Genomic DNA, 13294 nt, shown 5'->3' on the forward strand with positions numbered 1-13294 from the left:
ACAAATTGATTGTTTTTCTGGAATTTTGGGCCAGCCGCCGGCCAATATCGCCGGGCCAGGCAGACGGAGGAGATTGACGGTTCATGCGGAGCGCGTCGGGAGGTCCCCGCGTCTTGTTGAGACGGCTCCGCGAAACCATGGCGGAGCAGGTCTCGGCCCAGGAGCGGCTGGACAAGATCGTGGTGCTGATCGCCGCCAACATGGTGGCCGAGGTGTGCTCGGTCTATGTGCTGCGCATCGACAACACCCTCGAGCTCTACGCTACGGAAGGCCTCAACCGTGAGGCCGTGCACCATACCGTGCTCAGTGCCCATGAGGGCCTTGTCGGCCTCGTCGCCAGTGAGGCGACGCCGCTCAATTTGAACGACGCCCAGAGCCACCCCGCCTTCTCGTTCCGCCCGGAGACCGGCGAAGAGATCTATCACTCCTTCCTTGGCGTGCCGATCCTGCGCGCCGGCAACACGCTCGGCGTGCTGGTGGTGCAGAACCGCGCCAAGCGCACCTATGTCGAGGAGGAGCTCGAGGCGCTGCAGACCACCGCCATGGTGCTGGCGGAGCTGATCGCGTCAGGCGAATTGTCCGCGCTCGCCCAGCCCGGCCTGGAGCCGGCCGCGCGCCATTCGACGCAGAAGGCCGGCGCGATCCTTTCGGAAGGCATCGCGCTCGGCCACGTCGTGCTGCACGAGCCGCGCGTCGTCATCAAGGACTACATCGCCGAGGACCTGCCGAAGGAAATCAAGCGGCTCGACACCGCGCTGGCCAAGCTGCGTTCGGATCTCGACCGCATGCTGGAGCGCGGCGACGTCGCCGAGGGCGGCGAGCACCGCGACGTGCTCGAAGCATACCGCATGTTCGCCAACGACCAGGGCTGGTCGCACAAGCTGCACGAGGCGGTGGCGACGGGCCTCACCGCGGAAGCCGCCGTCGAGCGCGTGCAATCCGACACACGCGCCCGCATGCTGCGCGTGACCGATCCCTATTTGCGCGACCGGCTGCACGATCTCGAGGATCTCGGCTACCGCCTGATGCGGCAGCTGGTCGGCCAGGATCATGCGCCCTCGCGCGAGCAGATGCCCGACAACGCCATCGTCATCGCGCGTGCGATGGGACCGGCGGCGCTGCTCGACTACGACCGCAAGCGCTTGCGCGGCATCGTGCTGGAGGAAGGCACCGCCAACTCCCACGTCTCGATCGTGGCCCGCGCGCTCGGCATTCCCGCGGTCGGCGAGGTGCCCAACGCGCCCGGCATTGCCGATCCAGGCGATGCCATCATCGTCGATGGCACCTCGGGCGCGATCTATGTGCGCCCGTCGCAGGAGATCGAAGCAGCCTATGCCGAACGGGTGCGCTTCCGCGCCCGCCGCCAGGCGCAATATCTGGCGCTGCGCGACCGGCCCTGCGTCACCAAGGACGGCGAGAAGGTCGAGCTGTTGATCAATGCGGGCCTCGCCATCGACCTGCCGCATATCGACGACACCGGCAGCGCCGGCATCGGCCTGTTCCGCACCGAGCTGCAGTTCATGGTCGGCCAGAGCCTGCCGCGCACCAGCGACCAACTCGCGCTCTACCGCGCCGTGCTGGATGCCGCAGGCCCCAAGCCCGTGACCTTCCGCACCCTCGACATCGGCGGCGATAAGGCGCTGCCCTATATGGAGACGGTGATCGAGGAGAATCCCGCGCTCGGCTGGCGTGCGATCCGGCTCGGGCTCGACCGTCCGGGCCTCTTACGCGGCCAGATCCGCGCGTTGCTCCGCGCCGGCGGCGGCCGCGCACTGCGCATCATGTTCCCGATGATCTCGGAGGTTGCCGAGTTCGATGCCGCGAAGGCGCTGGTCGAGCGCGAGCTGACTTATTTGCGCCAGCATGGCCACACCCTGCCGGAGCGCATCGATATCGGCACCATGGTCGAGGTGCCGGCGCTGCTCTACCAGCTCGACGAATTGCTGAAGAAGGTCGACTTTATCTCGGTCGGCTCCAACGATCTGTTCCAGTTCCTGTTCGCGGTCGACCGCGGCAATGCCAAGGTCTCCGAGCGCTTCGACACCATGTCGACGCCGATCCTGCGCGCACTGCGCGACATCGCACGGAAATCGCAGGCCGCGAAGAAATCGCTTTCGCTCTGCGGCGAGATGGCCTCGAAGCCGATCGGCGCGCTGGCGCTGCTGGCGATGGGCTACCGCTCGCTGTCGCTGTCGGCGACCGCGCTCGGCCCGGTCAAGGCGATGGTGATCGATCTCGACGTCAAGAAGGCCGCAGCGATGCTGGGGCCCCTGCTGGATGCGCCGACCGGCAGCGTCTCGATCCGGCAGAAGCTGACGGAATTTGCCGAGGCCGAGGGCCTGGCGTTGTAGCGGGCCTGCCGCTGGCCCTCGCTACCTCGCCTCCCTCCGCCATTTGAGACTGAACCATGTCGTCACTCCCCGAAGCCAAACTGGACGTCCTGCTCGCGCATCACGCCTCGCTCGAAGCCGAATCGCTGGGGCAACTATCGTCTGAGCGCTATGTGCAGGTCACGCGCGAGCTCGCCGAGATCGCCCCGCTGGTCGAAGCGGTGAAGACGTATCGGTCCGCCGTGAAGGAACTCGCCGACACCGAGGCGTTGATCGCCGATCCCTCAACCGACGCCGAGATGCGCAGCATGGCGGAGGCCGAGCGAGACGAGCTCAATCCGAAGATCGAGGATCTGGTCCAGAAGATCCGCATCGCGCTGCTGCCGAAGGACGCCATGGACGACCGCAACGTGGTGCTGGAAATCCGCGCCGGCACCGGCGGCGACGAGGCCTCGCTGTTCGCCGGCGATCTGTTCCGGATGTACGAGCGTTTTGCCAGCTTGCAGGGCTGGAAGGTCGAGGTGATCTCGGCGAGCGAAGGCACTGTCGGCGGCTACAAGGAAATCATCGCGGAGGTGCAGGGCCGCGGTGCGTTCTCCAAGCTGAAGTTCGAATCCGGCGTGCACCGGGTGCAGCGCGTGCCGGACACTGAGACGCAGGGGCGCATCCATACGTCGGCCGCCACGGTCGCCGTATTGCCCGAGGTCGAGGATGTCGACGTCGAGATCAAGAACGACGACCTGCGCATCGAGACCATGCGCGCGCAAGGCGCCGGCGGCCAGCACGTCAACAAGACCGAATCGGCGATCCGCATCACTCACATTCCGACCGGCATCGTCGTGATGATGCAGGACAGCCGCTCGCAGCATAAGAACCGCGCCTCCGCCATGAACATCCTGCGCTCGCGCATCTACGATGCCGAGCGGCAGCGCGTCGACGCTGCACGCTCGGCCGAGCGCAAGGAGAAGGTCGGCTCTGGCGATCGTTCCGAGCGCATTCGCACCTATAATTTCCCGCAAGGCCGCGTCACCGACCACCGCATCAACCTGACGCTCTACAAGCTGCCGCAGGTGATCGCCGGCGAAGCGCTCGGCGAATTGACCGATGCGCTGACCACAGAGCACCAGGCCGCACAGCTCGCGGCACAGGGCGCAGCGGCCTAACAGGCCGCGGGGCGTTCAGGCCTCGCCGGGCTCTCCGAAGGATTTCAACAGACGGCTCAGCGCCGGGCTTGCGGCGCGGCGGAGCTCCTCGAGGTTCTTGCGCGAGAGCGCCTGCAGCTTCTGTTCGCCTTTTTTCGTCAGCTTGAGATGCACGCGCCTGGCATCCTCGGGATCAGCGGCGCGACTGACCAGCCCTTGCTTTTCGAGGCGATTGATCAGCTCGACAGCGGAGTGATGCCGGATCAGCAGAAACTTCGCGACATCGCCGACAGTTGCGGGGCCCGGACGGACAAAGCCCTTGATGCCGAGCAGGGCCTGGTGTTGCGTCGGCGTCAATCCCTGTTCGGCGGCCGCCGCCTCGCTGAAGGCCAGAAAGCTGCGGATCTGGTAGCGAAACTGCGCCAGCGCCGCGTAATCGGAGTCACGCATCGTGCTGCGCCTCGCCGAGATCACCACTTTCGACCGCTGCGCTTTCTTCGCTTGAGCCATGCCTGCCTCGACCATGCCGCCCGCCGTCGCGGAAGACTTAGCCTAAAGTAGCAAACGGCCGCAGCCGGACCAACCGGCCGATGTCACGGATGCACAGCTATCCGATGGCCTATTCGAAGCTGGACAGCAGGATTTTCACCAGGATGACCTGAAATGCGATCGGGATGCGGACGCTCTTGCGCCGGATGGAGCGCTGCAGCGCGCCCGCGATCTCTGCGGCGGTCAGGCCGCCTGCCGACGCATTGGCAATCAAATCCGCCCACATCTGCGACAGCGAGCCGCCTGCTGTGATCACCGGCTTGATGGTGACGCCGCAGCCCTGCGCCCAGTCGACGATCTCCCGCATCGTATGGGGTCCGCAATTGCGCGCAGTCGTGAGGCGCTCGGCTGTCAGCGCAAGCAACAGCTCGCGCGAGGGCGACCAATTGCCCTTCGGCGGCTGCTCGCCGGTCAGCTCGACTGCGAGTTCCTTCAGGACGTTCTGGGCTCGGACGCTGAGCCGCTTCATCGGCGCAGGCGCACGTTTGGCCTGAACGGCGCCCACAGCCGGCCCTCGCTCGCCGCCCGGGCGATTGCGCGACTCGGACGCGCGAGCGGCATCTCCGCCCTCCGAAGGCCACGCGGCCTCCTGCCGCTCCGTTTCCTGCGGCCAGGATTGTTGCTTCCGGCTACCCGCCACTGTCGTCTGCCGCACCATGTCTCTCGCCGAACCCGCCATAGCCGTACTCACAAAGACTAATATATATCGTTATCCGATATGTTTTCACGACATAATTTTCGTCGTTCGACCAAAGGCGAAATTGACAGAAGGCCTTCACAAGCAATGCTTGCGTCCAAGAACTACACGCGGATGTGACGTGCCCGGCACGGCAGGCCGATGAGGTCGGTCGCCGCCGGACAGGTCGTGTTTTGCCTGCAAACAAGAACGATGTTCGGAGGAACCACCATGACTGACGATCTCATCCGCCGCGGCCTTTCGCGCCGTGGCCTGCTCCAGACCACCGCAGGCCTCATCGGCGGCTCGATGCTGCCGGCAATGCCGGCATTCGCCGAGGACAAGCCGGCGATCGGCTCCTATCCCGCGGGCGTGTCGGGTTCCACCGCCTTCATCGGCATATCGGTGCCGCGCACCGGAACCTACGCCGTGCAGGGCGAGGACGAGCTCAAGGGCTATCAGCTCGCGATCGATCACATCAACGAAGGCCACGAGCTGATCAAGAAGATTTCACCCAAGACCAGCAAGGGCGTGCTCGGCAAGGAGCTGAAATTCGGCGTCGCGGATTCGGCGGCGAAGCCCAACGAAGCGGTGCAGGCGCAGCAGCGCTTCATCAGCGAGAACAAGGCGATCATGATCACGGGCGGCACCTCGAGCGCCGTTGCGGTCGCGCTGAACAAGCTCGCCCAGCGCGAGCACGTGCTGTTCGTCTGCGGCATCTCCGGCTCGAACGACACCACCGGCAAGGACTGCGTGCGCTACGGCGTCCGCCAGAACTTCTTCGGCCAGACCGCTGCGGCGGCTATCGGCCCGGTGATGGTGCGGGAGTTCGGCAAGGGCAAGAAGGCCGCGTATCTCACGCCTGACTACACCTACGGCCACACCGTCACCAAGTCGATGCAGGACTTCCTCGCGACCGCCGGCTGGACCACCGTCACCAACCAGGTCGCCCCGCTCGGCGCGCCCGACTATTCGTCCTATCTGCTGAACGTCGCGAATTCCGGCGCCGATGTGCTCATCAACGTCAACTGGGGCCACGACGCGGTGCTGTCGACCCAGCAGGCCAAGCAGTTCGGCGTGCTCGACAAGATGAAGCTGGTCGTCCCTTACCAGGTGCCGTTCATCGCGCGCGAGACCGGCGGCCTGATGCAGGGCGTCTACGCCGCGACCGATTATTGGTGGACGATCGAAGACAAGTTCCCGCTCGCCAAGATGTTCAACGAGGCCTTCGAGAAGAAGTACGGCTACAAGCCGGAATGGGGCGCCGAGAACGCCTATGTCAGCTTCGCCCACTGGGCCCGCATGTGTGAGGAAGCCGGCAGCTTCAACCCGCCCGACGTGATCAAGGCCTATGAGAAGGGCGAGACCATCCCCTCGCTGGTCGGCGATGTGCATTACCGCCCGGAGGATCATCAGTGCGTCCGCCCTGTCATCATCGTCAAGGGCAAGCAGCAGAAGGACATGAAGAACAAGGAAGACTGGTACGACGTCGTCGAGATCGTCCCGGGTGAAGGCCTGATGCAGAAGCCGGATGCCTTCGGCTGCCATCTCGGCGACTACACCTGATCCCGAGCCAACCCCTGTGACGCCGTAGGCCGACCTCTGGACCTGCGGCGTCGCCTTTTTTGGCGCAGCGCCGCGTCACGACAGCGATTATTGCATGATCAGTTGGCCCAATCTCGTTTCGCAGCTTTTCAACGGACTGGCGCTCGGCGCCTTGCTCGCGCTGATCAGCTCCGGCCTGACCATCATCTACGGCACGCTCGGCGTGCTCAACCTTGCGCATGGCGCGATGTTCATGATCGGCGGCTATGCCGGCTTCGTCACCTACCAGTACACGGAATCGTTCATCCTCGCCGTCATCGCCGGCTCGCTGTTCGTGATGCTGCTCGGCGTCTTGATGGAGCGCGCCATTATCAGGCACTTCTATCACCGCCCGCATGAAGATCAGTTGCTGGTGACCTTCGGGCTCGGCATCTGTTTCGTCGAGCTCGTGCGCCTGGTCTTTTCGAGCCAGTCGCAGATCGTGCCGCCGCCGGCGTTGTTCCAGGGCATCACCAATCTCGGCTTCATGTTCTATCCGACCTACCGCCTCGCCGTGGTCGGCATCGTCGCGATCGCGCTCGGCGCGCTGTTCATCGTGCTCTACCGCACCCGGCTCGGCATGATCGTGCGCGCCGGCATCGAGGATTCGGTGATGGTCGATTCGCTCGGCATCAACGTCTACCGCGTCTTCATGATCGTGTTCGGCATCGGCGCCATGGCCGCCGGCTTTGCCGGCATCGTCAATGCGCCGGTGGTGTCGCTGACCCCGGGCATCGGTGACGACATCCTGGTCCAGACCTTCGTGGTGGTGGTGATCGGCGGCGTCGGCTCGTTCCCCGGCGCGATTCTCGGCGGCCTGATCGCCGGCGAGATCATCAGCGTCACCTCCATGTTCAACCCCGGCTACGCCTATGTGATGCTGTTTGCGGCGATGACGCTCGTGCTTGTGGTGCGACCGCATGGCCTGCTCGGCGTGCAGGGCCGCGAATAAGTGATCCGCTGATGCTCAAGCAACGCCCGCTCCTGATCGAGACACTGACGGCCGTCGGCCTGATCGTGGCTCCCTTCGTGCTGCCTCATCTCGGCTTCGCGCCGAACACGGTGAACCGGATCCTGGTCTGGGGCCTGTTCGGCCTCGGCTTCGACATCCTGTTCGGCTTCACCGGCCTGTTGTCGTTCGGCCAGTCCGCCTTTTACGGCACCGGTGGCTTCGTCGCCGCTTATCTGCTGACCCGCGCCGGCTTCAGCAATGTGCTGGGCGCGCTGGTCATTGGCATGATCGCGGCGGCGGCAACCGGCTATCTGATCGGCCTGATCGCGCTGCGCCGCACCGGCATCTACTTCGCCATGATCACGGTGGCGATCGCGGAAGTGTTCTTCTTCGTCGAGTTCAATCCGCTCTCCGACTTCACCGGCGGCGAGAACGGCCTGCCGGGCGTGCCGACGCCGAGCTTCAATCTCGGCTTCACCACCATCCATTTCACCAATGGCTGGTCGCTCTATCAGTTCATCGCGCTGTGCTACTTCATCGGCGTCATCATTGCGCTCAGGATCGTGCGCTCGCCGGTCGGGGCCATCTTCAGCGCCATCAGGGACAATCCGCTGCGCGCCACCGCGGTCGGCCACAACATCCATAGCTACAAGCTGACGGCCTTCGTGATCGCCGCGGCCTATGCGGGCTTTGCCGGCGGCCTGCTCGGCGTGCTCCAGGCCTTCATGCCCCCCGACGCTTTCACCTTTGACACCTCCGGCCAGCTTGTGATGCAGACCGCCATCGGCGGCCGGGGCACGTTGTTCGGCCCGTTGGTCGGCGCCACCGTCTGGCTGTTCCTTCAGGATTTCCTTCAGTCCGCGCTGGGTCTGGGAGCAGCCTGGAAACTGGTGCTCGGCGTCGTGTTCGTGCTGCTGGTTTGCTTCCTGCGTGGCGGGATCGTGGGCGGCCTCATCGATCTCTACGGCCTCGTCTCGGGCAAGCGAGCCCGGAAGGCCTCGGAGACGGAGGAAGCTGAGGTCGAGCCGCCACTGCAAGCTCCGCCCGCGCCGATGCAGGCCAAGGAGGTGGCACACCCCGCCTATTCCGGCCCGATCCTGAAAGCCACCGGTCTCACCAAGCGCTATGGCGGACTCGTTGCCAACAGCGATATCGATTTCAGCGTGAACCAAGGCGAGCTGCGCGGCATCATCGGCCCCAACGGCGCGGGCAAATCGACCTTCTTCAAGATGCTGACCTGCGAGATCGCACCGACGTCGGGGCAGATCGTGTTCGAGGGCCGCGATATCACGGGACTGAAGGTCACGGACGTCTGCCAGCTCGGGCTTACCAAGAGCTACCAGGTCAACCAGCTCTTCACGGGCCTGACCGTGCGGCAGAACCTGACGATCGCAGCCCTCGCCGAGCTGCGCGGAAAATTCCGGCTCGACCTGTTCCGCACGCTCGCCGGCGTCAAGGGTCTCACGGAGCAGGTGGAGCACACCCTCGCGCTGGTCAACCTGACCCGCCGCGCCGACACGCCCGTATCCGCGCTCGCCTATGGCGAGAAGCGCAGGCTGGAGATCGGGCTCGCGCTCGCGACGTCACCGCGCCTCTTGCTGCTCGACGAGCCACTCGCGGGCATGAGCCCGCGCGAGCGAATCGAGACCGTCAGGCTGCTCAAATCGATCGCGCGCGGCCGCACCATGATCATCATCGATCACGACATGGATTCGCTGTTCGAGCTGGTCGAGCGCGTGACCGTGCTGCAGGAGGGCCGCGTGCTGGTCTCCGGCACGCCCGAGGAAATCAAGACCAACGCCGCGGTGCAGGAAGCCTATCTCGGCGGCGTGCACGGAGAGATCGCCGCATGAGCCTGATCGAGGTCGTTGGCCTGAACAGCTATTACCGGGACTCGCACATTCTGTTCGACATCGCCATGCATGTCGAACGTCACGAGGTCGTGGCGCTGCTCGGCCGTAACGGCGCCGGCAAGAGCACGACGCTGAAGAGCCTAATGGGCGTGGTGGCCCCACGCAGCGGCAGCGTGAAGTTCGATGGCATCGATATCGCCGGCCGCCGGAGCCACAAGATCGCGCAAGCCGGCATGCAGCTGGTGCACGAGGAGCGCCGCATCTTCGGCAGCCTGTCGGTGGAGGAGAACATCCTCCTTGCGGGCATCACCGCGCCAAAACGCTGGCCGCTCGGCCGCATCTACGAGATGTTCCCGCGGCTGAAGGAGCGACGCAGCAACCGCGGCACCGAGCTTTCCGGCGGCGAACAGCAGATGCTGGCGATCGCGCGTGCGCTGGTGCGCGATCCCAAGATCGTGCTGCTGGACGAGCCGTTCGAGGGCCTCGCCCCCGTGATCGTCCACGATCTCGTCAAGGCCTGCCGCGAGCTCGCGGCCGCCGGCCAGACCATCGTGCTGGTCGAGCAGAACCTGGCGGCGACGCTGGCACTGGCGAGCAGGATCTACATCATCAACAACGGCCATATCGTGCATGAGGGGCCGGCGCAGGAGCTCAAGGCCCAGCCGGAGCTGCTCCAGCGTTATCTCGGCGTTTAATCGCGAAGATCAGCGACCAAGCGCCGCGATCATCCGCTTGGCGTGACCGGCGAGCGCGGCCATGTCTTCCTTGCGCGTCTGCGCCGGCAGCAGCTCGACGCCGGCCCGGACCGGCATGACATGCATATGCAGGTGAAACACCACCTGCCCGCTGGCCGGCTCGCTGAACTGCTGGAGGATAATCCCTTCCGCATCGAACGCCTTCATGGCCGCGACCGCGATCCGCTTGGCGGTCCGGGCGACCGCGGCGAGATCGTCATCGGCAATGTCGAGAATACCTCGCGCCGGCGCCCGTGGAATCACCAGCGTATGCCCTGGCGAGCGCGGCATGATGTCCAGGAAGGCGAAGCTGCGCTCGTCCCTGAACACCTCGAAGCAGGGAATCTCGCCGCGCAGGATCTTTGCGAAGACATTCTGATCGTCATAGGCCGTCATGGATGTCCTCCTTCGCTGCGCGGTGCGATCAAACGCGCTCCTTTCCGTTGACGCAAGCAAGGCAGCCGATCTATCCACGATGCCAGGCAGGATGGTTCCCTTGGCGACAGGCTTTGATCCCGGACAGAGCATCGAGAGCGCGCGACGCACGCTGTCGGCGCTGCTGCAATCGGCCGGCATCGAGGAGCCGTCCCTCGATGCGCGCCTGCTGGTCGGTGCCGCGCTGGGACTCGATTTGACGGGCCTGATCACGCAGGCGACGAGACCGCTCACGCCAGAGGAGGCGACGCGGCTCGAAGGGTACGCGCAGCGGAGGCTCGCACATGAACCGATCGCCCGCATTCTCGGCGTCAGGGAATTCTGGGGCCTGCCGTTTCGCTTATCGGAAGCAACCCTGGTCCCTCGCCCTGATACCGAGACGGTGGTCGAGCGTGCACTCGAGCATTTTCGCGAGTTCGGTCTCTCTCATCCGCCTGTTATCGCCGATATCGGCACCGGATCGGGCGCGATCCTGCTTGCGCTGCTGCACGAGATTCCCGAGGCTTTTGGTGTCGGCACCGATCTCAGCCTGACCGCGCTTCATACCGCCAAGGGCAATGCCGCCGCCCTTGGCCTTGCCGACCGCGCCGACTTCGTCGCCTGCTCCTACGCGGCGGCCCTTCGCGGCCCGTTCGATCTGATCGTGTCGAACCCGCCCTACATTCCCGCAGGGGAGATTCCGAAATTGAGCATCGAGGTTCGCGAGCACGATCCGCATCTGGCGCTCGATGGCGGCAATGACGGATACGATGCCTACCGGGCCTTGATTCCCCAGGCAGCCGGCCTGCTCACCCCCGGCGGGGCGCTGATCGTCGAGGCCGGACAGGGCCAAGCCGGGAATATTGAAACCTTGATGGCAGCCGCCGCGTTATTGATCGACAGGCCCCCTAAGGCTGACCTGGCGGGCATTCCCCGGGCCGTCTCGGCCCGAAAAATGCCCCCATAAAAGCCGGATTGGGCTCGAAAAAACCTCTTGGAATATCCCGTGGGAACGACTACGTTCCGATCAACACATCGGTGCCGGCCCCGTAGACCTACGGGCGAAAGCCGGGCTCTCGGGCGAGAGCTTTACTGATTATAGGTTCCAAGCCGCAGGTCCTGTTGAGCGCGATGGCCATTGGAGCTGCGCTGCTCTCCGACCGCAACGTGAACGAAAGCCTGATATTGCGCTTGAAGACTTACGCAACAAAGCTGGGCTTGTTTCGGCAGGCGATATGAATGGGTTCGCTGGCAATGAATGCTGGCGGGTGGGGAACGCGTCTTTGTTGAGCGCGACGGTCGACGAACATTGGCAGGGTTCAAGCCGCCCTTGCGCGCGGTGCGCGCGAGGCCTGTGAACCGCTGTCATCAGGTCACTCCTAGCAATCAGTAATGCGTGCAACCTTTAGGGCTGGAATTAAAGGCAGGACATGAGAAACGGTCAGAACAAGCAGCGGATGCGCAACCGCAACAACAACAACAACAATAACAACAACCGACGCGGCCAGAACCCGATGACCCGGGTCTACGAATCGAACGGCCCCGACATCAAGATCCGCGGCACCGCCTCCCACATCGCCGAAAAATATCTTCAGCTTGCGCGTGACGCGCGCTCCTCGGGCGATCCGGTTGCCGCCGAAAACTACTACCAGCATGCCGAGCACTATTTCCGCCTGATCGCGGCGGCCCAGGAACAGTTCCGCCAGAACCAGCAGCCGCGCGGCGACGAACCCGTCAGCACCAGCAGCGACGACGGCGAGGACGACGGCGAGAATTTTTCGGCCTTCGGCCAGGAGCCGGGTTTCGTTCCGCAGCCGCCGCAGCAGCAGCCATTCACGCGCGACCGCGACGGCCAGCGCGACCACCAGCGTGACTACCAGCAGCGCGACAACCGCGACAACCAGCAGCAGCCCTATCAGCGCGATCAGCAGCAGCCGCGCGAGCATCGCGAACGCGACCATCGTCCGCAGCCGCAATATCATCAGCAGCCGCAACCGCCGAACCAGCCGCAGCCTGTCGTCGGTGATGCTGGCAGCGTCGATCGCCTGCCGTCCTTCATCACCGGCGCGCAGCCGCAGGCGAACGCCGCTCCGGGCGGCTTCGAAGGTGGCAATGGCGGCGGTGGCGAGCGCTATCCGCGGCGACGTCGCCGGCCGCATAACGGCCCGCGTCCTGAGCGCGAGGCAGCTCCTGCCGCGACCAGCGACGATCTCGCCCCGGGCGAGTAGGTCACACTTCCGATCTTGATGGATTGCAATCGTCCCGGCCTCGCCGGGACGATTTGTTTTCAGCCCCCCGTCACCGTGGTCGAGGACGGCACCAGCACCGGCTTTGCAAGGGAGGGAATCAACCGCGCCCGTTCGCGCTTGGCCGGGATCGCGCGATAGACCTGCTTGGTCGCCTCGACGATGTGGACGCCGGCGAAGGGCAGCGACAGTGCTGCGCCGGCACGCTCCCACATCTGCGCCGATTTCAGCACCCAGCGGCCCGCATAGGGCGGCATGAACAGCGCCTCGCCCCAGCCGGTCGGCGTGAACCAGGCCTGCCGCAACAGGTCCGTGATCTGCGAGCGCGAATAGGGACGGCCATGGCCGAACGGCGTGTTGTCGCTGCGCGTCCACACGCCACGCCGGTTCGGAATCACCGCAATGACCCGCCCCGAGGGCGACAGCACGCGCCAGACCTCGCGCAACAGCGCGGCCGGATCGTCCGACATCTCCAACGCATGGACCAGCAGGATGCGGTCCACCGCGGCATCGGGAAGCGGCAGCGAGAACTCGTCGACCAGCGCGGCCAGCGCGGGCCGCCCGGTCGGCCATTTGAGCACGCCCTGGGCTGCCGGCATGAAGGCGATGCAACGCTCCGCGTCCTCGCGGAACAGCCCGAGATAGGGTGTCGGGTAGCCGATGCCGAGCACGCGCTGGCCTCCGGCGCCCGGCCAGCGTTCCCTGATGCCGCGATTGATCATCTGCCGCGCCACGATGCCGAGGCGGCGGGAATAAAATTCGCGAAGGTCGACAACGTCGATGGTCATGACGGCAATGTAACATGCGCCGGGGC

At 65.1% G+C, this 13294-nt stretch carries 12 protein-coding genes; 8 read left to right on the forward strand and 4 right to left on the reverse strand.

Annotated elements, in window-relative coordinates; genetic code table 11:
- Positions 1–83: 83 nt before the first annotated feature.
- Together ptsP and prfA are read left to right on the forward strand one after the other, a co-directional pair.
- Positions 84–2351: a phosphoenolpyruvate--protein phosphotransferase gene (gene ptsP / locus XI06_RS18435; protein ID WP_237864207.1), complete on the forward strand. Its 2268-nt coding sequence runs from the start codon at positions 84–86 to the stop codon at positions 2349–2351.
- A 56-nt stretch (positions 2352–2407) separates the two neighbouring features.
- Positions 2408–3493, forward strand: a complete 1086-nt coding sequence (gene prfA, locus XI06_RS18440) for a peptide chain release factor 1 (RefSeq protein WP_271606080.1) — start codon at positions 2408–2410, stop codon at positions 3491–3493.
- A 15-nt stretch (positions 3494–3508) separates the two neighbouring features.
- On the opposite strand, the gene XI06_RS18445 is transcribed toward prfA, so the two are convergent.
- Together XI06_RS18445 and XI06_RS18450 are read right to left on the reverse strand one after the other, a co-directional pair.
- Positions 3509–3982 carry a MarR family winged helix-turn-helix transcriptional regulator gene (locus XI06_RS18445; protein WP_237864209.1) on the reverse strand — a complete coding sequence of 158 codons (474 nt, stop codon included), beginning with the start codon at positions 3980–3982 and terminating at the stop codon, positions 3509–3511.
- Positions 3983–4091: 109 nt separating this feature from the next.
- Positions 4092–4526 (reverse strand): hypothetical protein, encoded by a 435-nt coding sequence (locus XI06_RS18450; protein ID WP_237864210.1) that lies wholly within the window; start codon positions 4524–4526, stop codon positions 4092–4094.
- A 402-nt stretch (positions 4527–4928) separates the two neighbouring features.
- Here XI06_RS18450 and XI06_RS18455 point away from each other — a divergent pair, with 402 nt between their 5' ends.
- The 4 genes from XI06_RS18455 to XI06_RS18470 all read left to right on the forward strand — a co-directional run bounded on the left by XI06_RS18455 (position 4929) and on the right by XI06_RS18470 (position 9781).
- Positions 4929–6263, forward strand: a complete 1335-nt coding sequence (locus XI06_RS18455; protein ID WP_237864211.1) for a substrate-binding protein — start codon at positions 4929–4931, stop codon at positions 6261–6263.
- Positions 6264–6357: 94 nt separating this feature from the next.
- Entirely contained in the window at positions 6358–7233 is an 876-nt protein-coding gene (locus tag XI06_RS18460) for a branched-chain amino acid ABC transporter permease (protein WP_237864212.1), read from the forward strand.
- A gap of 11 nt (positions 7234–7244) precedes the next feature.
- The gene (locus XI06_RS18465; RefSeq protein ID WP_271606081.1) at positions 7245–9086 is read left to right on the forward strand and encodes a branched-chain amino acid ABC transporter ATP-binding protein/permease; all 1842 of its coding nucleotides are present in this window, start codon (positions 7245–7247) and stop codon (positions 9084–9086) included.
- On the forward strand, positions 9083–9781 hold the full coding sequence (locus XI06_RS18470) for an ABC transporter ATP-binding protein (protein ID WP_271606082.1): 699 nt from the start codon (positions 9083–9085) through the stop codon (positions 9779–9781). The genes XI06_RS18465 and XI06_RS18470 overlap by 4 nt, the downstream gene beginning before the upstream one ends.
- 9 nt (positions 9782–9790) lie before the next feature.
- Here the strand turns inward: XI06_RS18470 and XI06_RS18475 are convergent, their stop codons facing one another.
- Complete coding sequence (locus XI06_RS18475) at positions 9791–10216, reverse strand: HIT family protein (protein ID WP_271606083.1); 426 nt, start codon at positions 10214–10216, stop codon at positions 9791–9793.
- 91 nt (positions 10217–10307) lie between these two features.
- On the opposite strand from XI06_RS18475, the gene prmC reads away from it, so the two are divergent.
- On the forward strand, positions 10308–11201 hold the full coding sequence (gene prmC / locus XI06_RS18480; RefSeq protein WP_271606084.1) for a peptide chain release factor N(5)-glutamine methyltransferase: 894 nt from the start codon (positions 10308–10310) through the stop codon (positions 11199–11201).
- Positions 11202–11664: 463 nt separating this feature from the next.
- Positions 11665–12462 carry a DUF4167 domain-containing protein gene (locus XI06_RS18485; RefSeq protein ID WP_237864216.1) on the forward strand — a complete coding sequence of 266 codons (798 nt, stop codon included), beginning with the start codon at positions 11665–11667 and terminating at the stop codon, positions 12460–12462.
- A gap of 59 nt (positions 12463–12521) precedes the next feature.
- Here the strand turns inward: XI06_RS18485 and XI06_RS18490 are convergent, their stop codons facing one another.
- Positions 12522–13268 carry a methyltransferase domain-containing protein gene (locus tag XI06_RS18490; RefSeq protein WP_271606085.1) on the reverse strand — a complete coding sequence of 249 codons (747 nt, stop codon included), beginning with the start codon at positions 13266–13268 and terminating at the stop codon, positions 12522–12524.
- Between the last annotated feature and the right edge of the window lie 26 nt (positions 13269–13294).

Origin of the sequence: Bradyrhizobium sp. CCBAU 11434 (assembly GCF_028128895.1) — a bacterium.
Lineage (GTDB): Bacteria > Pseudomonadota > Alphaproteobacteria > Rhizobiales > Xanthobacteraceae > Bradyrhizobium > Bradyrhizobium zhengyangense.

What these genes read in the sequence shown, in the direction of transcription:
- prmC (WP_271606084.1), top strand. Translation starts at nt 10,308, where the DNA reads ATGGTTCCCTTGGCGACAGGCTTTGATCCCGGACAGAGCATCGAGAGC.
- XI06_RS18475 (WP_271606083.1), bottom strand. Translation starts at nt 10,216, where the DNA reads ATGACGGCCTATGACGATCAGAATGTCTTCGCAAAGATCCTGCGCGGC.
- XI06_RS18490 (WP_271606085.1), bottom strand. Translation starts at nt 13,268, where the DNA reads ATGACCATCGACGTTGTCGACCTTCGCGAATTTTATTCCCGCCGCCTC.
- prfA (WP_271606080.1), top strand. Translation starts at nt 2,408, where the DNA reads ATGTCGTCACTCCCCGAAGCCAAACTGGACGTCCTGCTCGCGCATCAC.
- XI06_RS18455 (WP_237864211.1), top strand. Translation starts at nt 4,929, where the DNA reads ATGACTGACGATCTCATCCGCCGCGGCCTTTCGCGCCGTGGCCTGCTC.
- XI06_RS18485 (WP_237864216.1), top strand. Translation starts at nt 11,665, where the DNA reads ATGAGAAACGGTCAGAACAAGCAGCGGATGCGCAACCGCAACAACAAC.
- XI06_RS18465 (WP_271606081.1), top strand. Translation starts at nt 7,245, where the DNA reads ATGCTCAAGCAACGCCCGCTCCTGATCGAGACACTGACGGCCGTCGGC.
- ptsP (WP_237864207.1), top strand. Translation starts at nt 84, where the DNA reads ATGCGGAGCGCGTCGGGAGGTCCCCGCGTCTTGTTGAGACGGCTCCGC.
- XI06_RS18460 (WP_237864212.1), top strand. Translation starts at nt 6,358, where the DNA reads ATGATCAGTTGGCCCAATCTCGTTTCGCAGCTTTTCAACGGACTGGCG.
- XI06_RS18470 (WP_271606082.1), top strand. Translation starts at nt 9,083, where the DNA reads ATGAGCCTGATCGAGGTCGTTGGCCTGAACAGCTATTACCGGGACTCG.
- XI06_RS18445 (WP_237864209.1), bottom strand. Translation starts at nt 3,982, where the DNA reads ATGGCTCAAGCGAAGAAAGCGCAGCGGTCGAAAGTGGTGATCTCGGCG.